An 18,442-nucleotide genomic window follows, 5' to 3' on the forward strand; every position below is an offset into this window, starting at 1 on the left:
ATGGATGAGGTAACTAGCAGCAATAATACTATCGTTTGTCCATTAACATACCCGCCGGAGCCTTTTGTGTTTCTGCTTGTAAACCTTATAAACTGAAGTTTCCCAATAATTATTTATGGTAAAATTGAAACTATGCTACAACTATATGAAAAAAATAGTCTTTTCATTCGTTTCAAATGCTATTGCCTAAGGGGAATTAAGTAGGGGTTTGCTATAAACATGGCAAAACCACCTAAAATAAACCTCGATACACCAGCATTGTGTATTTCAGCTACTCAATAATTGGGAAACTTCAGTTTCCTCAGTATTCCCTGTTAAATAAACACCAGTTCAACACTCATTGAATTTAATGAACAACATTAACCATTAAGCTATTGTATTTAAATGTATTTCATAATTAACTGCATTTAAGGGATGCTGTGCCAGTTTAATTTTAGGAATTATTAAATCTGTATTTCACCCTTCTTTACTATATCAAAGACATACCCGACCGTAATAAACATGCCAAGCTCAAAAATTATTTATACCGAAACCGACGAAGCCCCTGCCCTGGCTACCTATTCATTTTTACCTATAGTCCAGTCTTATTTAAAGGCGGCGGATGTTGCCGTTGAAACACGGGATATTTCATTGGCAGGCCGTATTCTTGCTAATTTTCCTGATAATCTGTCAGCACAGCAGCAGCAAAGTGATGCTTTGGCAGAACTGGGTGCATGGGCAAAAACAGCCGATGCTAATATTATCAAGCTACCTAATATCAGTGCGTCTATTCCTCAGTTGCATGCGGCGATCAAGGAATTACAGCAGGCAGGTTTTGATCTTCCGGATTATCCTGAAGATCCGGATACAGATACGGCAAAGAGCATTCAGGCGCGTTACGCTAAAGTGTTAGGGAGTGCGGTTAACCCAGTATTGCGCGAGGGAAATTCGGATCGGCGCGTAGCTGATCCGGTCAAAGAATATGCCCGAAAACATCCGCACTCCATGGGCGCGTGGTCTGCTGAATCCAGATCACATGTTGCTTCAATGAGCGATGGAGATTTTTATTCGAGTGAACAATCGGCTGTGATAAAAGCCTCAGGCGAAGTAAAAATTGAACTCTATGCTGATGCGGGTCCGACTTTAGTATTAAAACAAACAACACCAGTATTAAAAAACGAAGTTATTGATTCGGCAGTGATGAGTCGCACAGCATTACGTACTTTCTTTGCTGAATCAATTCGTGATGCCAAACAGCAGGACTTATTATTGTCATTACATCTTAAAGCCACCATGATGAAAGTGTCTGACCCTATTATGTTCGGACATGCGGTCAGCGTTTATTATCAGGATGCCTTTGCTAAACATGAGAGTACCTTTAAGCAACTAGGTGTCGATACGCGAAATGGGCTGGGTGATGTGTATACAAAAATTGCTGGCTTGCCGGAGGATCAGCGCAAAGCAATAGCAGCGGATATTCAAGCGGTGTACCAGACCCAGCCAGAGCTGGCGATGGTGGATTCAGATAAAGGCATTACTAATCTGCATGTGCCCAGCGATGTGATTGTCGATGCCTCTATGCCTGCGGCATTACGCTCTTCTGGCAAGATGTGGGGTCCAGATGGACAGTTACATGATACTAAAGCGATGATTCCGGATCGCTGTTATGCGGGTATTTATCAGGAGGTTTTTAAGTTTTGTCAGCAGCATGGTGCATTTGATGTGACAACTATGGGCAGTGTCAGTAATGTAGGCCTGATGGCACAGAAAGCGGAAGAATATGGCTCGCATGACAAAACCTCTGAAATTCCGCAAAGTGGTATTGTACGAGTGATCGACAGTGCGGGGACAGTATTGCTGGAAAGCAAGGTTGAGCAGGGCGATATCTGGCGCATGTGTCAGACTAAAGACTTACCTATACAGGACTGGGTCAAATTAGCTGTCAGCCGGGCAAGAGCTACCGGACAACCTGCGATTTTCTGGCTGAATAAAAACCGCGCCCATGATGCTAATTTAATCGCTATCGTGGAAAGCTATTTGCAGGAACATGATACCAGTGGTATTGATATTCAGATTATGCCACCGGTAGAAGCCATACGTTTCACTTTACAGCGGGTAAAAGCTGGAGAAAACACCATCTCGGTAACGGGTAATGTGCTGCGGGATTATTTAACCGATCTCTTCCCCATTCTGGAATTGGGTACCAGTGCAAAAATGCTATCTATTGTGCCTTTGCTGGCAGGTGGCGGGCTATTTGAAACAGGGGCCGGTGGTTCTGCGCCCAAGCATGTACAGCAATTATTAGAACAAAACCATTTGCGCTGGGACTCGTTGGGTGAATTTTTGGCGCTGGCGGTTTCTGTGGAAGATCTAGGCTTAAAAACCGGCAATGAAAAAGCACAGGTAATGGCCGCTGCGCTAAATGCCGCAAATAGCCGTTTTTTAAATAATAATAAGTCACCATCGCGCAAGGTAGGTGAGCTGGATACGCGTGGCAGTCATTTTTATCTTGCCATGTACTGGGCACAAGCGCTGGCTGAGCAAGATAAGGATAAAGAATTGCAGGCTAAATTCGCACCAGTCGCGCAGCAACTAAGCGATAATGAAGATAAGATTGTTGGTCAGCTTAACGCGGTACAAGGCAAGCCTGTCGATCTTGCAGGTTATTTTCATCCAGACAAAGCGCTGGCGACTCAAGTCATGCGCCCTAGTGCCAGCTTTAATGCGGTGATTGATAGCCTGTAAGTAGCTGGTATAGCAGAGCCAGTTCTTCAAGGAGCATGCTGGCTTGTTAGACAGTTTGACGGAATAAAGTTACCAAGATTGCGAAGAATTTTTGAATCTGGACAAACTATCTCAAGAGGAGCATAGTCATTCTACGTAACAATTGAGGTCGTTTGCTCAGGAGCAAAAAGGCAAGTAAGGTTGGTAGTTTTTTGTTAGACTTCCTTAAGTAATCGTAAATAGCATTTAACCCAGTTCGGCTGTTGCTCTTGTTTGCGCTGCATCCAGCATGGTCCAGTAAAGTAAGCCGCCGCTGTCAGCCCCGGACGGGCTGACAGCGTCTGTTTGCTGGGCTAAGTTTGAGCGAGCAAGCCTTGGAGATTGCAAAGTAGCCGCATTATCCTAGGTGTTTCGTAAAGCAAGTATACCCTGGGACTGGTTGCTACGGGTGAGTGTGGTCTTAATTTTAAAACGTTATAGCATTACTGAAGGTGTGTTGGCCTTTGATGAATCAGACCGAGCACGATCTAAGTCTACAAAACGTATTTATAAGGTTTACAAGCAGAAACACAAAGGCTCCGGCGGGTATGTTAATGGACAAACGATAGTATTATTGCTGCTAGTTACCTCATCCATTACAGTGCCTGTCGGTTTTTTCTTTTATATGCCGGATCCAGCCTTAAAGCAGTGGGATAAAGAAGATAAACGGCGGGGAGTCGCTATTTTTGCGAAAGCTTGTTTTGGGCATCCCAGCCCAAGCAAGCAGCAAAAACTTAACGCGACCACTTATGCCTCCGGCGGCCCCGATTCGTCCTCGTCACCTCGTCCCGACCCAACAAGGGGTCGGAACATAGGCTCCAAATGACTTGACGCCGTGTCGGATGGCCTTTTATTTTGTCTCCACCTTCGCTAACGCTCAGACTCCGACAAAACAACGGCCCTACGGCTATCGCGGACTAAAAATCATCACTTCGCTTAGGCTACGTTTCCCTGATTTTCAGCGGTTGAAAAAGAGCGGTATAGCAAAAAAAGATCGGCCTATTAAGCCTGAACGTGACAGTGCCTACCCGACCAAAACAGAGATTGCATTAGGCTTATTAAAAGAGTTTAAAGTTGCGCATAGCCTGATTAAAATTAAAGGCGTACTGGCTGATGCGCTGTATGGTGAAAAGCCTTTATGGACGAAGCCGCTAAAGAATCTGGAGGCTCGCAGGTGATTAGCCAATTATGTAAAAACCAAAATATTGAATATAGAGCAGGCGCGCCATGCTACCTCACGAAATTCCGGGACTCCTGTCGCCGTAATTCGTTCACCTACGCAGCGAATAGGAGATGCTCCAGCCGCCCTGCGTCCGCCACAGACTGAGCACAAAGCAGCTCAGTCATGGCTACCACAATCGGGGAGTCGCTATTTTTGCGAAAGCTTGTTTTGGGCATCCCAGCCCAAGCAAGCAGCAAAAACTTAACGCGACCACTTATGCCTCCGGCGGCCCCGATTCGTCCTCGTCACCTCGTCCCGACCCAACAAGGGGTCGGAACATAGGCTCCAAATGACTTGACGCCGTGTCGGATGGCCTTTTATTTTGTCTCCACCTTCGCTAACGCTCAGACTCCGACAAAACAACGGCCCTACGGCTATCGCGGACTAAAAATCATCACTTCGCTTAGGCTACGTTTCCCTGATTTTCAGCGATGGCTCTACGGCTATTCGGGATAAAATTTTAGCCTCCCTCGCGCGCTATCGCGCACTTCGGATTGGCAAATTTCCCTGCGCCTTCTGGAGACTATCAGCCCGTCCGGGGCTGACAGCGGTAGAATAAGGTCAGTCGAGAGCTACTTTAATTCGATTAACAAAGGCATTGAGCAGACAATACGTGTACGTGGCGGCAAAGAGATTAACAGGCGCGCCATGCTACCTCACGAAATTCCGGGACTCCTGTCGCCATAATTCGTTCACCTACGCAGCGGATGGGAGATGCCCTGAACGCCCTGCGTCCGCAACGACTACGCACAAAAGCCGCTTCGTCATTACTACCTCACTGGCTGGACGGCTATTCGGAATGCAATTCTTGCTCCTCTCGCGTGCTGCTAGCACACGTCGAATCAGCGAATTGCTCTGTCGCCTATCAGGGACTAAAAATCACCACTTCGCTAAGCTCCGTTTCCATGATTTTCCATCAGTGTTCCCCTATCAATTGAGGCCGTGAAACTAACCTCGCCACAAGAGAGCTCATAAAGCACTGTAAAGACATTCCTGTTATTATTGCGTTTTGAACTGCCCGAATGGTATACGAGCTGATACGAGATATTCTTGCCTGGAAAAATAATGGATTCACAAAACGATCTCGTTTTTGAGCCTGTTGCTGCCTTATCTCCAGAGCCTCGCTATATTTTTTATCCGATGGATGAATCAATTCTGGCTGTTGTGTTTTTGAAATCTCTTCAAACACGCGCATTAAATTATAGCTCATTGCAGTCAGGCGCATTTGATTTTCAAGTGAGCGGGTATTGGAAGACCAAGCTTTAGTTTCCTTGAAATTACTTTTAGTGTTATTGAATGTCTTTTCAATCGTCCATCGCTTGAAATACAGCATGGCAATGGTTCCAGGGTTAATAGTCATTGGCAAGGTTGTCACAAACCGGTGAAGTTTTCCGGTTTGTGGATCACGGTAATCCACCACGTTAAATTTGATGCCCTTGTTTTCGTACACACTGTATGCTTCAACCCCTGTATTCATCTCATGGCGGGAGTCAAAAGGGATAGACTCAACCAGAGTCGCAATTGAATTTTCTTTTACTCGATGTTCAAGTTTTCAGCTATAACTGGGCTAAGAAAAGTAAATTTTTCCGGCTTTGTTTTATAAGTGATTGATTTACAATGATGTTGATGCTTTCTTTGTCAGTAGAATTATCAATAAAATCAATCAGTTAAAAAACTTGAACATCGAGTTTTAGCATTGAAATCATGTAATTAGCATGCCGTTTCTGCCGATCCCACCAGACAAAGTCGGTGACGGCTTTATCGTAGACATAGAGATGTCTCTGAGTTCCGTTTGTCACCAGACAAAGAAATCTGAGCAACCCACTTCTGAGATTCAACGCGTAAATCCCCCCGGCCGCATAAACTTTCCCCTTGCTGTTTTTTTCAGTATGGCAGGCATGATCAATAAAATGTCCATCCGCTGCTTCTATGGTGTATTCGTCAAGTTCCGGGAATGCTTTAAGATAATCAATGCCTTGCGATAGCAGTGTTTCAGCGTGAAGATGATAGCTCTGCTGTTCAAATGCCTCAAGCATACTTGTTCGTCTATGCGACTTCAGTGATTTAAAATACGTTGAGTGGGGAAGCCGCTGGCCATAAATCTGTTCATTGGTTTGGAGGAAATGGCGACCACTATCGACTACACTGATACAGCGTAATAACCCAAGGCGAATAAAGTCGATATCCTTCAACTCTGGGCATGAACGAGCCCACAAAGGATGACGCTCTGCTAACAGGGCACGTTCCATACTTTCATTGCAGTGTTGGTGAATATGTTCAGAGAGTGGTAGGTCTTTAAGCATGGGTGATATCCGTTTATGAGGTGATTAAAACGGAAATTTTTAGAAAATTTTTTCGGCAATTGCAAGCTTTATTTGAAATTATTTGTTGTTTTTTACGGTGCCTACAGAGTGTCTATTTGCTGTTATAAGTGATTAAAATCAAAAAGATGGAAATATTCGAGTGGTGCTACATTCAGGTAGGTTATAGGCTGCTTTGTTTAGGTACTTCTTCTTTCAATGGGAACACTGATGACCACAGTACGTATTCCCAAGCAGGAACTTGGGAACAAGATTTTTTCTGGGGCTGCATGCATATAAATGCGCTATGATCTACAGTACCAGCTTGCTGAGTGTGATAGGCTAATGCTATGAAACAAATGGATACTACTATGACCAGAAATATCTTTATTGCTATTTTGCTACTATTGTCATCCAGTTTAAGTAGTGTCAGTGCTACTGAAAGGATGGCGCGTCTCATTGGCGGGAGTGCCGCTGATTCTGGCGCATGGCCCTGGATGGCGGGGCTGGTTTACAATCATTCCACTACCCGCAATAATGTGTTTTGCGGCGCATCCCTAATTGCAAAAGACTGGGTACTCACTGCGGCACACTGTGTAGTTGATATTGGCAGTTCCAGCTTTGATGTGATTATTAATCAGGCGCATCTTGAAATTGATACCGTCAATGGTGAGCGTAAGCATGTGGGATATATTTTATTCCACCCTTTTTATAATGATTTTAATTTAGATAATGACCTTGCTTTGCTCAAATTAGCTAGCCCTTCCCGGAATCAGCCGATTAATGTTCTGGCTCCTTTTACATTGCAGGATCATGCTGGTAAATCTGCAATTGCATTAGGCTGGGGGGCTACCACGACAACACCTCTGCGATATCCAGTCGAGCTACAGCAGGTTGACTTACCACTTATTGATAACCCACGCTGCAATGCGGCGATGGGTAGCGTTACTGATGATATACTTTGCGCTGGTGATGGCCAGGGTGAAAGAGATACCTGTTTTGGTGATAGCGGCGGCCCGTTAATGGTCTTTGATACTGAAAGCGGCACTTGGCAGCAGGCAGGAATTACCAGCTGGGTATTTGCTTGTGCTGCTCCTGGCTTCTTTGGTGTGTATACCCGGCTGAAAAATTATGCTGCGTTTATTTCTGATCATATCTGTACCCCAGATCAAATACCAGCTCCGGTTTCTCTAAACCTAGGCATTAATGGTAATATAGCTGGCGCAAGCTGGAATACGGTAGACAATGCTGCTGGCTTTCGTCTGAATTATGCTCCTTTTCCCGATGCACCAACTATTGAAAGTATCGATATGAATCGTGCCACTGACCTTGCTGTCAAACTAGCTGTTGGTAGCGCCTTTTATGTCGGCATCACCAGCTATAACGGCAACTGCATTAGTGAATATTCAAATATTGAGCATTTTATTATTGAATAAATGTAGGCTGATGATTTTTCTTGCGCAGCAATAAAAACGTAACCCGGCATATAGGGCAAACCAGAACCAGCAATTTACCTCGCATTTATTGCTGGGTTTCGTTCCTCAACCCAGCCTACGCTGGATATATTTTCTAAATGACCTTACCGATAAAATTAAGCATCGTTTTTCTTAACTTTAATAAGCTGGCGGAAACTCTTGCTACCAGTACCCGCTTACAAGAACTATGTATTAATCGTGATGATATAGAAATTATTGCCGTTGATAATGGCTCAACTGATGGTACTGCCGAATATTTGCAGGAGCAAAGTAACATTAGCAGTCTGTTGCTATCTGACAATAGCGGTATTGCGGGTTATAGCGCGGGGTTTAACAAAGCCCAAGGCGAGTATATATTAATTCTGGATGATGACTCCTGCCCACTCAATCTTGCTGGTATTGATCACGCATTACAGATATTAGATCAACGAGCTGATATAGGCATAATAGCGGCACATATTCAGACACCCGATGGAACGCCGCAATGGAGCTGGCACTTACCCATAAGCAACGTCTTTTCTCGCTCGCCGTTTTTTATCGGTTGTGGATTTATTATCCGGCGTGATTTATTTGCTAAAATTGGCTGGTATCCGGCAGATTTCTTTCTCTATCAAAATGAGATAGATGTTAGCTTTCAGGTGCGCTTACAGGGCTATGATATTTTTTATGATCCAGCGTGTATTATTGTTCATAGGGGTATTCCCAGCCAGCGCCCCAGCTGGCGGAGGGTATTCTTCCCCACCCGTAATACGCTCTGGCTAATTCGCCGTTACTATCCACAACCGCAGGCTAGTTATTTACTTATGTCGCGTTTAATAATTGGCCTGATTAGTGCTATTAGGTTTAATCAACTAGCCACTTATTTTAAAGCCGTGAGAGAGGGTTTATTTCATCCGCTTACCAGGCATATTTTACCGCCTGATTTACACAAGTCATTTTCTCCCTGGTGGAAACAGAACAGCCTTATTCATCAACTTTTTAGACGCGCATGATAACAACAGCAAAAATCCTTATTATCATTGTCACCTGGAATAAAAAAGAGTATGTCATTGATTTGCTCAATTCTTTGTCTGCCATTAATTTTCCTAGAGAACAGCTAGATATTCTGGTTATTGATAATGCCAGTAATGACGGTACTGTTGAAGCACTAGACGCACAATTTAATGATATTCAGATTATTCGTAATAGCGAAAATATCGGTGGTACTGGCGGCTTTAATACGGGCCTCGCCTGGGCATTTGAGCAAGCTGAATCTCGCTATGATTATTTATGGTTATTAGATAATGATGTTGTTGTTCATCAAGATGCACTCAGTGAATTAGTTACAATACTTGATACCCAACCCGATATTGCCATTGCTGGCTCGACCATGATGCAGCTAGATTATCCGTGGCGTATCAATGAAATGGGCGCGTTTGTTGATAGAGAGCGTGGCACTTTATTATTTAATCGGCATTTGAAAGAAGTGCTGGGGTGGAGAGACAAAGCCTTACCTGAATTATTGACAGGTGATGCAGACTTGAGCAATAAACTCAGCTATTGTCAGCCTAGTATGGATGTCGACTATGTTGCCGCTGCCTCGTTACTCATACGAGCGCCTGTGGCTAAACAGGCCGGTTTATGGATGGATTTCTTTATTCACTATGATGATGTGGAGTGGTGTTTACGTATTGCTCAGGCAGGCCACCGCATTGTTATCTCTGCAAAATCATTAATCTGGCATGTTTCTGCGATTGCCAAAGTACCTAGCTGGATACTCTATTATGATAATCGTAATGTTTTATATTTACTGGACAGACACAGTGACCTGCTAGCGGTTAAAAACACTATACGCTGGATATTGAAAAAAGCTTTGTATTTTAAATTATTGGGAAAAGATGATCTAGCACAACTACATTTACAGGCCTTAGCAGATTATGAGCACAGTTTCATGGGCAAAAAGGATATTCAACTCCCCTACAAAATTGAGAGCCTGACTGAAATAGCCGCTGTTTTTGCTGACCCCGCAATTAAAAACATTATTATTCCCTGGACTGTCAATTTACAGGCAAGTTCATTGTTGAACACCCTGGTCATGGCGATGAGAAAACGACCAGACCTTAAGGTGTTTTATATAGTGCCTCCCAGCCATATTCCATTGCCACCACGCCAATTTCCAAATGCGATTCCACTCGCTATGCCAAATTTTATAGCGTTTCGCTATCTTAAATACCTGCGTTTACGCAAGCAGTTTGATCTGGCTTTACAATCAGATTATCAGCCTATATTGCCATTGTCCTGGATAGCCAGGCAGAATCTGTTTGTGAATTACGAAAGCTTCTGCCTGCGCCCCGCGCCGCTATTCGCTGAGATTATCAACAGCCTGCCTGCTTTATTTAAAAAGTGGATTAATGCAAGATAGCCATACGATTGTGCTATGCTTTAGCCAATGAAGATATATAATTGGAACCCATAAAAAACCAAAGGCTTATCAAAGAAAGGGGGAACTTCATTCGAAAGTGCAATTTTTCATCTACAAAATAATGGTTTACTCGATGACATTGCACACCCAAATACAAAGGAATATCCCAATCAACGAATATTTATTATTAATATCATCAGTGTTCCCATTGAAAGAAGAAGTACCTAAACAAAGCAGCCTATAACCTACCTGAAGGTAGCACCACTCGAATATTTCCATCTTTTTGATTTTAATCACTTATAACAGCAAATAGACACTCTGTAGGCACCGTAAAGAAACAACAAATAATTTCAAATAAAGCTTGCAATTGCCGAAAAAATTTTCTAAAAATTTCCGTTTTAATCACCTCATAAACGGATATCACCCATGCTTAAAGACCTACCACTCTCTGAACATATTCACCAACACTGCAATGAAAGTATGGAACGTGCCCTGTTAGCAGAGCGTCATCCTTTGTGGGCTCGTTCATGCCCAGAGTTGAAGGATATCGACTTTATTCGCCTTGGGTTATTACGCTGTATCAGTGTAGTCGATAGTGGTCGCCATTTCCTCCAAACCAATGAACAGATTTATGGCCAGCTGCTTCCCCACTCAACGTATTTTAAATCACTGAAGTCGCATAGACGAACAAGTATGCTTGAGGCATTTGAACAGCAGAGCTATCATCTTCACGCTGAAACACTGCTATCGCAAGGCATTGATTATCTTAAAGCATTCCCGGAACTTGACGAATACACCATAGAAGCAGCGGATGGACATTTTATTGATCATGCCTGCCATACTGAAAAAAACAGCAAGGGGAAAGTTTATGCGGCCGGGGGGATTTACGCGTTGAATCTCAGAAGTGGGTTGCTCAGATTTCTTTGTCTGGTGACAAACGGAACTCAGAGACATCAAGAAATACCTGTGTTACGAGATCATATTGAAAAGCAAAACAAGGGAAATAACAGCTCTCAGAAACATCTCTATGTCTACGATAAAGCCGTCACCGACTTTGTCTGGTGGGATCGGCAGAAACGACATGCTAATTACATGATTTCAATGCTAAAAGAAAATTCAATTGCGACTCTGGTTGAGTCTATCCCTTTTGACTCCCGCCATGAGATCAATACAGGGGTTGAAGCATACAGTGTGTACGAAAACAAGGGCATCAAATTTAACGTGGTGGATTACCGTGATCCAGAAACCGGAAAACTTCACCGGTTTGTGACAACCTTGCCAATGACTATTAACCCTGGAACCATTGCCATGCTGTATTTCAAGCGATGGACGATTGAAAAGACATTCAATAACACTAAAAGTAATTTCAAGGAAACTAAAGCTTGGTCTTCCAATACCCGCTCACTTGAAAATCAAATGCGCCTGACTGCAATGAGCTATAATTTAATGCGCGTGTTTGAAGAGATTTCAAAAACACAACAGCCAGAATTGATTCATCCATCGGATAAAAAATATAGCGAGGCTCTGGAAATTAGGCAGCAACAGGCTCAAAAACGAGATCGTTTTGTGAATCCATTATTTTTCCAGGCAAGAATATCTCGTATCACTCGATGTTCAAGTTTTTCAACTGATTGATTTTATTGACAATTTTACTGACAAAGAAAGCATCAACATCATTGTAAATCAATCACTTATAAAACAAAGCCGGAAAAATTTACTTTTCTTAGCCCAGTTATAGCTGAAAACTTGAACATCGAGTATCAGCTCGTATACCATTCGGGCAGTTCAAAACGCAATAATAACAGGAATGTCTTTACAGTGTTTTATGAGCTTTCTTGTGGCGAGGTTAGTTTTACCGCCTCAATTGATAGGGGAACACTGATGATTAATATTGATGATTATGCTCACTTGGTACCGTATGTTGAATCAAAGAATGAGATATTTCTTAAAACTATCCTGACACGGGGGGCTATTATTCCAAGCCGCAAAACAACCAGGAAATATTTCGGAGTTAATAAATGACAAAAATTAAATTTGATGAAGATGTTAATAATCATTTTAACCTGCTGATTACTAGTCATTAACGAAGGGGATGACTTCCCGGTTAGCTTCCTCCAGACTTTCTTGATAAGCAGCTCGGGGAGTCGCTATTTTTGCGAAAGCTTGTTTTGGGCATCCCAGCCCAAGCAAGCAGCAAAAACTTAACGCGACCACTTATGCCTCCGGCGGCCCCGATTCGTCCTCGTCACCTCGTCCCGACCCAACAAGGGGTCGGAACATAGGCTCCAAATGACTTGACGCCGTGTCGGATGGCCTTTTATTTTGTCTCCACCTTCGCTAACGCTCAGACTCCGACAAAACAACGGCCCTACGGCTATCGCGGACTAAAAATCTTCACTTCGCTAAAGCTCCGTTTCCCTGATTTTCAGCGAGTGCAAAAACACTAAAAACACAAGCCATTCTCCTATACAGTGGACAACCGAGAAAAAATTATCAGCCATTATAGAAACAAGTACCCTGAGCGAGCAAGAGTGTAATGAATATTGTCGTACACGTGGGCTTTATAAAGCTGAACTTGAGTCCTGGAAGACCCATTTTATTAAAGGATCAGAGCAAAACGTGACGCAAGAAAAAACAGATAAAAACGTATTAAAACAATTACGTAGTGAAAACAAAAAATTAAAGAAAGAGCTTAATCGCAAAGAGAAAGCACTTGCAGAAACAGCGGCCTTATTGGTGCTTAGAAAAAAGCTGGATGCGCTCTGGGAGGAAAACGAGGACGCTTAATTCCTCACTCAGAGCGCGTAAATTATGTCACATGGATCAATGAAGCCATTGGACAAGGTGCCAGAAAGGGCAAAGCCTGTGATATTGTTGGTATCAGCATTCGTACCTTACAAAACTGGCAAGTTAACGGAGGAGTAGAGGCCGATAAAAGGTCGGATGCCATACGCCCATCTCCTAATACTCGATGTTCAAGTTTTTGATATTGAGAAGGTAAAATCAGGTATTCTGAGGTTGTTGTAATTTTATCGGTGTAAGCCCATGTTAATGAATGCCCCAGCCACCTTTATCCAAAGCTATATTGACGATTTAAATGATGCGCTCAATCAGCTAAAACCCGGAGCCGCTTTGACACGGATTCAAGCCGCTTGGTTGGGCACTTGTTTAACGTGCATACTGCTAATGAACTCTGTTTGCTGGGCTAAGTTTGAGCGAGCAAGCCTTGGAGATTGCAAAGTAGCCGCATTATCCTGGGTGTTTCGTAAAGCAAGTATACCCTGGGACTGGTTGCTACGGGTGAGTGTGGTCTTAATTCTAAAACGTTATGGCATTACTGAAGGTGTGTTGGCCTTTGATGAATCAGACCGAGCACGATCTAAGTCTACAAAACGTATTTATAAGGTTTACAAGCAGAAACACAAAGGCTCCGGCGGGTATGTTACAGGCGCGCCATGCTACCTCACGAAATTCCGGGACTCCTGTCGCCGTAATTCGTTCACCTACGCAGCGAATAGGAGATGCTCCAGCCGCCCTGCGTCCGCCACAGACTGAGCACAAAGCAGCTCAGTCATGGCTACCACAAATGGCTCTACGGCTATTCGGGATAAAATTTTAGCCTCCCTCGCGCGCTATCGCGCACTTCGGATTGGCAAATTTCCCTGCGCCTTCTGGAGACTATCAGCCCGTCCGGGGCTGACAGCGATGGACAAACGATAGTATTATTGCTGCTAGTTACCTCATCCATTACAGTGCCTGTCGGTTTTTTCTTTTATATGCCGGATCCAGCCTTAAAGCAGTGGGATAAAGAAGATAAACGGTTGAAAAAGAGCGGTATAGCAAAAAAAGACCGGCCTATTAAGCCTGAACGTGACAGTGCCTACCCGACCAAAACAGAGATTGCATTAGGCTTATTAAAAGAGTTTAAAGTTGCGCATAGCCTGATTAAAATTAAAGGCGTACTGGCTTGATGCGCTGTATGGTGAAAAAGCCTTTATGGACGAAGCCGCTAAAGAATCTGGAGGCTCGCAGGTGATTAGCCAATTACGTAAAAACCAAAATATTGAATATAGAGGTAGAATAAGGTCAGTCGAGAGCTACTTTAATTCGATTAACAAAGGCATTGATCAGATAATACGTGTACGTGACGGCAAAGAGATTAACAGGCGCGCCATGCTACCTCACGAAATTCCGGGACTCCTGTCGCCATAATTCGTTCACCTACGCAGCGGATGGGAGATGCCCTGAACGCCCTGCGTCCGCAACGACTACGCACAAAAGCCGCTTCGTCATTACTACCTCACTGGCTGGGCGGCTATTCGGAATGCAATTCTTGCTCCTCTCGCGTGCTGCTAGCACACGTCGAATCAGCGAATTGCCCTGTCGCCTATCAGGGACTAAAAATCACCACTTCGCTAAGCTCCATTTCCATGATTTTCAGCGAGTGACTGTCAGCAGTGCACGATTAAAGGTGAGTTCTCACAGTAAAAAACGCTTTGTCATTGCCTTAAAATATGGCGGTGAAAACGACTATCGCTATTTAGTGGCGACAGACCTGACTTGGCGCACGCAAGATATTATTCAAGCCTATACGTTGAGATGGCTGATTGAGGTTTTCTTTGAGGACTGGAAGCTTTATGAAGGATGGGGGCGTGAGGCCAAACAATTAGATGAAGAGTGATCAAGCCGTGGCCTGATTCTGAGTCTTTTGTTTGACCATTGCCTTCTCCTTCACCCAGAGCAAATAGCCCGCATTGAAAGCAAACTACCTGCGTATACCGTAGGAAGCTTACAGCGCAAGTCTCAAATGGATGTACTGCTTGAGTTCATCACGTCATTGCTAGAGTTTCCAGATCCTGGTGATAAGCTGAAAGAGTTAGGTGAATTAATAAAGGATGTGTTTCAACTGATGCCATCAGGAAAACATATGATTGGCAGAGATTTAGGGCGCTTAGGGCCAACAGCATCATTAAAGTATTGTTCTGCTGGGTGAAGGTAAGAGTTTGATGGCAATGGGATGGAAAAACTTGAACATCGAGTTTAAGATAATCAATGCCTTGCGATAGCAGTGTTTCAGCGTGAAGATGATAGCTCTGCTGTTCAAATGCCTCAAGCATACTTGTTCGTCTATGCGACTTCAGTGATTTAAAATACGTTGAGTGGGGAAGTAGCTGGCCATAAATCTGTTCATTGGTTTGGAGGAAATGGCGACCACTATCGACTACACTGATACAGCCTAATAACCCAAGGCGAATAAAGTCGATATCCTTCAACTCTGGGCATGAACGAGCCCACAAAGGATGACGCTCTGCTAACAGGGCACGTTCCATACTTTCATTGCAGTGTTGGTGAATATGTTCAGAGAGTGGTAGGTCTTTAAGCATGGGTGATATCCGTTTATGAGGTGATTAAAACAGAAATTTTTAGAAAAATTTTTTCGGCAATTGCAAGCTTTATTTGAAATTATTTGTTGTTTTTTTACGGTGCCTACAGAGTGTCTATTTGCTGTTATAAGTGATTAAAATCAAAAAGATGGAAATATTCGAGTGGTGCTACCTTCAGATAGGTTATCGGCTGCTTTGTTTAGGTACTTCTTCTTTCAATGGGAACACTGATGTTATAAACTGAAGTTTCCCAATTATTGAGTAGCTGAAATACACAATGCTGGTGTATCGAGGTTTATTTTAGGTGATTTTGCCATGTTTATAGCAAACCCCTACTTAATTCCCCTTAGGCAATAGCATTTGAAACGAATGAAAAGACTATTTTTTTCATATAGTTGTAGCATAGTTTCAATTTTACCATAAATAATTATTGGGAAACTTCAGTAAAAAAAGTAACTATTAAGCACCCCCCCCTTCGTTTTGCCCCTTTCCCTAAGGGGGAGGGCACAAATGAAAGGAGCCAGAACAGTTACCGAAAAGTTAAAAATACCACTCCTAAATGTGGTAAGTCAAAACAAACAAAATTTATAATTCCTGAATTCGTATAATAAGTGCATAACCCTCTGCAAGTATTGGCTAGACTAACACCTGTTGAATTAAGACAAGACATAGGTGTAAAGTAAACAGCTACCAAACAATTTACAGAGGCTACAAATGAGCTATACACACCTATGTCCTGAAGAAAGATATTATATAGAAATTGAATTAGAAAAGGGAACTTCACAGAATAAAATAGCAGAAGCCTTAGCAGGCGCGCCATGCTACCTCACGAAATTCCGGGACTCCTGTCGCCGTAATTCATTCACCTACGCAGCGAATAGGAGATGCTCCAGCCGCCCTGCGTCCGCCACAGACTGAGCACAAAGCAGCTCAGTCATGGCTACCACAAATGGCTCTACGGCTATTCGGGATAAAATTTTAGCCTCCCTCGCGCGCTATCGCGCACTTCGGATTGGCAAATTTCCCTGCGCCTTCTGGAGACTATCAGCCCGTCCGGGGCTGACAGCGAACGAAGCCAAAGCAATATTTCACGCGAGATTAAACGCAATACAGGTCAAAGAGGCTACAGGCATAAACAAGCAGAAGATTTTGCCCAAGAACGACACAAAAACAAGCCTAAAGAGGTTAAATTAACGGATGAAATAAAAGGCATTGTTAATGTTCGCATTGAGGATGACTGGAGTCCTGAGCAGATTGCAGGGCGGTTAAAACAAGAGGGTATAATTAGTCTTCATCATGAAACAATCTACCAGCATATTCTGGCGGACAAAAAGGCAGGGGGTGAACTATACAAGCATCTTCGGCATCAGAACAAAACCTATCGCAAGCGGTATGGGTCAGCCCATAATAGGACAGGAATCCCTAATAGAGTCGATATAGATGAGCGTCCTGAAGAGGTCAACAACCGTAAGCGTATAGGTGATTGGGAGGCAGATACAATCATTGGGAAAAATCACAAAGGGGCGATTGTAACGTTGGATGAGCGAGTCTCTAAATTACGGTTGGCCTTCCCTTTAGCGGGGAAAAAGGCTCAATATGTATTAGACGCAACTATTTTAATGCTTGATCCTATAAAAAGCTTTGTTAAAACAATTACTTTTGATAACGGGAAAGAGTTTACCCTGCATGAAAAAATAGCAGAAGCACTAGGCTGTGATACGTATTTTGCGACTCCCTACAGCTCTTGGGAAAGAGGGCAAAATGAGAACGCTAATGGCTTATTAAGACAGTATTTCCCTAAAGTAATGGAGTTGATTGATGTTACGATAAAAGAGGTTTTTATAGCCGTTGATAAGCTAAATAGTCGCCCTAAAAAGTGTCTCAATTACAAAACACCTTATGAGGTATTTGAAGAGCTGACTGGGATAGATATGAAAAATTTATTGGGTTATGTACTTATGACTTGAATTCAGGATTCACCACAAGCGGGCTGATTACAGATATGGATTTCATAACTATAAACCGGGGTTATAAAATTACCCAGTGTTTGCCCAGGTGCATTTACAGCGCTATATACGATATACCTTGCAGGCTTATCAAAGGGAACTGATCTTTTCGCTACAGGAAAGGAAAAGTCAAGATTAAGCGGTGCTAGAGTAAAATTATTCAGTGCCGGAATAATTGCCGAAAAGTCAGAAAATGTCTGCCAGCCAAGACCCGGGGTCAAATAGTAATTCTGAAAAGCACCCGCCACCGGTACTAAATTACCCGCTGCATCAAGATTATAAGGTCCCGCGACTACGACATACAAATCTCCTGTTGCGCTTCCCTGCAGGCGAGCATGTAAACTTATTGTTTCTCCCTCGCCATAAAACATTTTATCTGAGGATATTTCAAATAAGTTATCGATTGGGGCTGGCAAAGTATATTCAGCAAAAACGACTCGTACATTACGTGCATCCCCAAGCACCATCAATAATAGCTTACCATTATAAAGCTTTGCACGACAGTTGCCTTCAACTGAAAAAGGCAATATTATTTGCCTAGCCGCCTGCCAGGAAACTCCGTCTGGACTGTAACGATACATCGTTGTGCCTCCAGCATCCTCTTCGCTTCGCACAAGTTTATTGATACCATCAATCGGTTTATCCGGTGAGTTATCCCAGATACCATGAAAGCCACCCGCTTCATCTATCAGTAGCTTCGGCCCCATACCGGCCCGGTGGGGGGACGCGCCTGCTGTTTTACCCGCAACAGTTGGCACATTCCAGCTGTTACCATTGAACTTGGCAATAATACAGGCGCGCCATGCTACCTCACGAAATTCCGGGACTCCTGTCGCCGTAATGCGTTCACCTACGCAGCGAATAGGAGATGCTCCAGCCGCCCTGCGTCCGCCACAGACTGAGCACAAAGCA

Annotated in this window: 26 protein-coding genes; 21 read left to right on the forward strand and 5 right to left on the reverse strand. The window is 43.5% G+C overall.

The window, feature by feature from the left end; all coding sequences use genetic code 11:
* The first annotated feature begins 501 nt into the window (after positions 1-501).
* The 3 genes from K6984_RS04980 (at position 502) to K6984_RS04990 (ending at position 3,920) form a co-directional block, all read left to right on the forward strand.
* Complete coding sequence (locus K6984_RS04980; RefSeq protein ID WP_476693186.1) at positions 502-2,724, forward strand: NADP-dependent isocitrate dehydrogenase; 2,223 nt, start codon at positions 502-504, stop codon at positions 2,722-2,724.
* A gap of 385 nt (positions 2,725-3,109) precedes the next feature.
* Entirely contained in the window at positions 3,110-3,568 is a 459-nt protein-coding gene (locus K6984_RS04985; RefSeq protein ID WP_221894508.1) for a transposase, read from the forward strand.
* A gap of 16 nt (positions 3,569-3,584) precedes the next feature.
* The gene (locus K6984_RS04990) at positions 3,585-3,920 is read left to right on the forward strand and encodes a hypothetical protein (RefSeq protein ID WP_221894509.1); all 336 of its coding nucleotides are present in this window, start codon (positions 3,585-3,587) and stop codon (positions 3,918-3,920) included.
* Between the two features lie 8 nt (positions 3,921-3,928).
* On the opposite strand, the gene K6984_RS04995 is transcribed toward K6984_RS04990, so the two are convergent.
* On the reverse strand, positions 3,929-4,075 hold the full coding sequence (locus tag K6984_RS04995) for a hypothetical protein (protein WP_221894510.1): 147 nt from the start codon (positions 4,073-4,075) through the stop codon (positions 3,929-3,931).
* 12 nt (positions 4,076-4,087) lie between these two features.
* Between K6984_RS04995 and K6984_RS05000 the strand changes: the two genes are divergently transcribed.
* From K6984_RS05000 to K6984_RS05010, 3 genes are all read left to right on the forward strand, one after another.
* Positions 4,088-4,246, forward strand: a complete 159-nt coding sequence (locus tag K6984_RS05000) for a hypothetical protein (protein WP_221894511.1) — start codon at positions 4,088-4,090, stop codon at positions 4,244-4,246.
* Positions 4,247-4,273: 27 nt separating this feature from the next.
* On the forward strand, positions 4,274-4,420 hold the full coding sequence (locus K6984_RS05005; RefSeq protein ID WP_221894512.1) for a hypothetical protein: 147 nt from the start codon (positions 4,274-4,276) through the stop codon (positions 4,418-4,420).
* Between the two features lie 251 nt (positions 4,421-4,671).
* Positions 4,672-4,902 (forward strand): hypothetical protein, encoded by a 231-nt coding sequence (locus K6984_RS05010; protein ID WP_221894513.1) that lies wholly within the window; start codon positions 4,672-4,674, stop codon positions 4,900-4,902.
* Here K6984_RS05010 and K6984_RS05015 read toward each other — a convergent pair.
* Together K6984_RS05015 and K6984_RS05020 are read right to left on the reverse strand one after the other, a co-directional pair.
* A complete protein-coding gene (locus K6984_RS05015) occupies positions 4,881-5,441 on the reverse strand; it encodes a transposase (protein ID WP_221894514.1) in 561 nt (186 codons plus the stop codon). The two genes, K6984_RS05010 and K6984_RS05015, sit on opposite strands and share 22 nt — an antisense overlap.
* 190 nt (positions 5,442-5,631) lie before the next feature.
* Positions 5,632-6,267 carry a hypothetical protein gene (locus K6984_RS05020; RefSeq protein WP_221894515.1) on the reverse strand — a complete coding sequence of 212 codons (636 nt, stop codon included), beginning with the start codon at positions 6,265-6,267 and terminating at the stop codon, positions 5,632-5,634.
* A gap of 347 nt (positions 6,268-6,614) precedes the next feature.
* On the opposite strand from K6984_RS05020, the gene K6984_RS05025 reads away from it, so the two are divergent.
* The 13 genes from K6984_RS05025 (at position 6,615) to K6984_RS05080 (ending at position 14,821) form a co-directional block, all read left to right on the forward strand.
* Positions 6,615-7,700: a S1 family peptidase gene (locus tag K6984_RS05025; protein ID WP_221894516.1), complete on the forward strand. Its 1,086-nt coding sequence runs from the start codon at positions 6,615-6,617 to the stop codon at positions 7,698-7,700.
* Between the two features lie 137 nt (positions 7,701-7,837).
* The gene (locus tag K6984_RS05030; RefSeq protein WP_221894517.1) at positions 7,838-8,731 is read left to right on the forward strand and encodes a glycosyltransferase family 2 protein; all 894 of its coding nucleotides are present in this window, start codon (positions 7,838-7,840) and stop codon (positions 8,729-8,731) included.
* Positions 8,728-10,140, forward strand: coding sequence for a glycosyltransferase family 2 protein (locus K6984_RS05035; protein WP_221894518.1), 1,413 nt, complete (start codon positions 8,728-8,730; stop codon positions 10,138-10,140). Before K6984_RS05030 ends, K6984_RS05035 begins: the two co-directional genes overlap by 4 nt.
* A gap of 426 nt (positions 10,141-10,566) precedes the next feature.
* Positions 10,567-11,775 carry a transposase gene (locus tag K6984_RS05040; protein ID WP_221894519.1) on the forward strand — a complete coding sequence of 403 codons (1,209 nt, stop codon included), beginning with the start codon at positions 10,567-10,569 and terminating at the stop codon, positions 11,773-11,775.
* A 518-nt stretch (positions 11,776-12,293) separates the two neighbouring features.
* Entirely contained in the window at positions 12,294-12,422 is a 129-nt protein-coding gene (locus tag K6984_RS32635; protein WP_263458596.1) for a hypothetical protein, read from the forward strand.
* A gap of 27 nt (positions 12,423-12,449) precedes the next feature.
* Positions 12,450-12,587: a hypothetical protein gene (locus K6984_RS05045; protein WP_221894520.1), complete on the forward strand. Its 138-nt coding sequence runs from the start codon at positions 12,450-12,452 to the stop codon at positions 12,585-12,587.
* Positions 12,588-12,606: 19 nt separating this feature from the next.
* Entirely contained in the window at positions 12,607-12,927 is a 321-nt protein-coding gene (locus tag K6984_RS05050) for a transposase (protein ID WP_263458664.1), read from the forward strand.
* Positions 12,928-13,185: 258 nt separating this feature from the next.
* The gene (locus K6984_RS05055; protein WP_221894521.1) at positions 13,186-13,695 is read left to right on the forward strand and encodes a hypothetical protein; all 510 of its coding nucleotides are present in this window, start codon (positions 13,186-13,188) and stop codon (positions 13,693-13,695) included.
* Positions 13,696-13,713: 18 nt separating this feature from the next.
* Positions 13,714-13,860, forward strand: a complete 147-nt coding sequence (locus K6984_RS05060) for a hypothetical protein (protein WP_221894522.1) — start codon at positions 13,714-13,716, stop codon at positions 13,858-13,860.
* A gap of 5 nt (positions 13,861-13,865) precedes the next feature.
* Complete coding sequence (locus K6984_RS05065) at positions 13,866-14,111, forward strand: hypothetical protein (protein ID WP_221894523.1); 246 nt, start codon at positions 13,866-13,868, stop codon at positions 14,109-14,111.
* A 25-nt stretch (positions 14,112-14,136) separates the two neighbouring features.
* Positions 14,137-14,352 (forward strand): hypothetical protein, encoded by a 216-nt coding sequence (locus tag K6984_RS05070; RefSeq protein WP_221894524.1) that lies wholly within the window; start codon positions 14,137-14,139, stop codon positions 14,350-14,352.
* Between the two features lie 20 nt (positions 14,353-14,372).
* A complete protein-coding gene (locus tag K6984_RS05075) occupies positions 14,373-14,588 on the forward strand; it encodes a hypothetical protein (RefSeq protein ID WP_221894525.1) in 216 nt (71 codons plus the stop codon).
* A complete protein-coding gene (locus tag K6984_RS05080) occupies positions 14,516-14,821 on the forward strand; it encodes a hypothetical protein (RefSeq protein WP_221894526.1) in 306 nt (101 codons plus the stop codon). The genes K6984_RS05075 and K6984_RS05080 overlap by 73 nt, the downstream gene beginning before the upstream one ends.
* A 148-nt stretch (positions 14,822-14,969) precedes the next feature.
* On the opposite strand, the gene K6984_RS05085 is transcribed toward K6984_RS05080, so the two are convergent.
* Positions 14,970-15,524 carry a hypothetical protein gene (locus K6984_RS05085; protein ID WP_221894527.1) on the reverse strand — a complete coding sequence of 185 codons (555 nt, stop codon included), beginning with the start codon at positions 15,522-15,524 and terminating at the stop codon, positions 14,970-14,972.
* A 714-nt stretch (positions 15,525-16,238) separates the two neighbouring features.
* On the opposite strand from K6984_RS05085, the gene K6984_RS05090 reads away from it, so the two are divergent.
* Positions 16,239-16,442 carry a helix-turn-helix domain-containing protein gene (locus K6984_RS05090; protein WP_221894528.1) on the forward strand — a complete coding sequence of 68 codons (204 nt, stop codon included), beginning with the start codon at positions 16,239-16,241 and terminating at the stop codon, positions 16,440-16,442.
* A gap of 101 nt (positions 16,443-16,543) precedes the next feature.
* Entirely contained in the window at positions 16,544-17,491 is a 948-nt protein-coding gene (locus tag K6984_RS05095) for an IS30 family transposase (RefSeq protein WP_221894802.1), read from the forward strand.
* Positions 17,492-17,493: 2 nt separating this feature from the next.
* Here K6984_RS05095 and K6984_RS05100 read toward each other — a convergent pair whose 3' ends face one another.
* A complete protein-coding gene (locus tag K6984_RS05100) occupies positions 17,494-18,438 on the reverse strand; it encodes a hypothetical protein (protein ID WP_221894529.1) in 945 nt (314 codons plus the stop codon).
* Between the last annotated feature and the right edge of the window lie 4 nt (positions 18,439-18,442).

Source organism: Bathymodiolus japonicus methanotrophic gill symbiont (assembly GCF_019721995.1).
GTDB lineage: Bacteria > Pseudomonadota > Gammaproteobacteria > Methylococcales > Methylomonadaceae > Methyloprofundus.

Excerpts from the sequence above, each read along its gene's own strand:
- K6984_RS04980 (WP_476693186.1), top strand. The coding sequence starts at position 502 with ATGCCAAGCTCAAAAATTATTTATACCGAAACCGACGAAGCCCCTGCC.
- K6984_RS04990 (WP_221894509.1), top strand. The coding sequence starts at position 3,585 with ATGGCCTTTTATTTTGTCTCCACCTTCGCTAACGCTCAGACTCCGACA.
- K6984_RS05000 (WP_221894511.1), top strand. The coding sequence starts at position 4,088 with ATGGCTACCACAATCGGGGAGTCGCTATTTTTGCGAAAGCTTGTTTTG.
- K6984_RS05005 (WP_221894512.1), top strand. The coding sequence starts at position 4,274 with ATGGCCTTTTATTTTGTCTCCACCTTCGCTAACGCTCAGACTCCGACA.
- K6984_RS05010 (WP_221894513.1), top strand. The coding sequence starts at position 4,672 with ATGGGAGATGCCCTGAACGCCCTGCGTCCGCAACGACTACGCACAAAA.
- K6984_RS05015 (WP_221894514.1), bottom strand. The coding sequence starts at position 5,441 with ATGAATACAGGGGTTGAAGCATACAGTGTGTACGAAAACAAGGGCATC.
- K6984_RS05020 (WP_221894515.1), bottom strand. The coding sequence starts at position 6,267 with ATGCTTAAAGACCTACCACTCTCTGAACATATTCACCAACACTGCAAT.
- K6984_RS05025 (WP_221894516.1), top strand. The coding sequence starts at position 6,615 with ATGAAACAAATGGATACTACTATGACCAGAAATATCTTTATTGCTATT.
- K6984_RS05030 (WP_221894517.1), top strand. The coding sequence starts at position 7,838 with ATGACCTTACCGATAAAATTAAGCATCGTTTTTCTTAACTTTAATAAG.
- K6984_RS05035 (WP_221894518.1), top strand. The coding sequence starts at position 8,728 with ATGATAACAACAGCAAAAATCCTTATTATCATTGTCACCTGGAATAAA.
- K6984_RS05040 (WP_221894519.1), top strand. The coding sequence starts at position 10,567 with ATGCTTAAAGACCTACCACTCTCTGAACATATTCACCAACACTGCAAT.
- K6984_RS05045 (WP_221894520.1), top strand. The coding sequence starts at position 12,450 with ATGGCCTTTTATTTTGTCTCCACCTTCGCTAACGCTCAGACTCCGACA.
- K6984_RS05055 (WP_221894521.1), top strand. The coding sequence starts at position 13,186 with ATGTTAATGAATGCCCCAGCCACCTTTATCCAAAGCTATATTGACGAT.
- K6984_RS05060 (WP_221894522.1), top strand. The coding sequence starts at position 13,714 with ATGGCTACCACAAATGGCTCTACGGCTATTCGGGATAAAATTTTAGCC.
- K6984_RS05070 (WP_221894524.1), top strand. The coding sequence starts at position 14,137 with ATGGACGAAGCCGCTAAAGAATCTGGAGGCTCGCAGGTGATTAGCCAA.
- K6984_RS05075 (WP_221894525.1), top strand. The coding sequence starts at position 14,373 with ATGGGAGATGCCCTGAACGCCCTGCGTCCGCAACGACTACGCACAAAA.
- K6984_RS05085 (WP_221894527.1), bottom strand. The coding sequence starts at position 15,524 with ATGCTTAAAGACCTACCACTCTCTGAACATATTCACCAACACTGCAAT.
- K6984_RS05090 (WP_221894528.1), top strand. The coding sequence starts at position 16,239 with ATGAGCTATACACACCTATGTCCTGAAGAAAGATATTATATAGAAATT.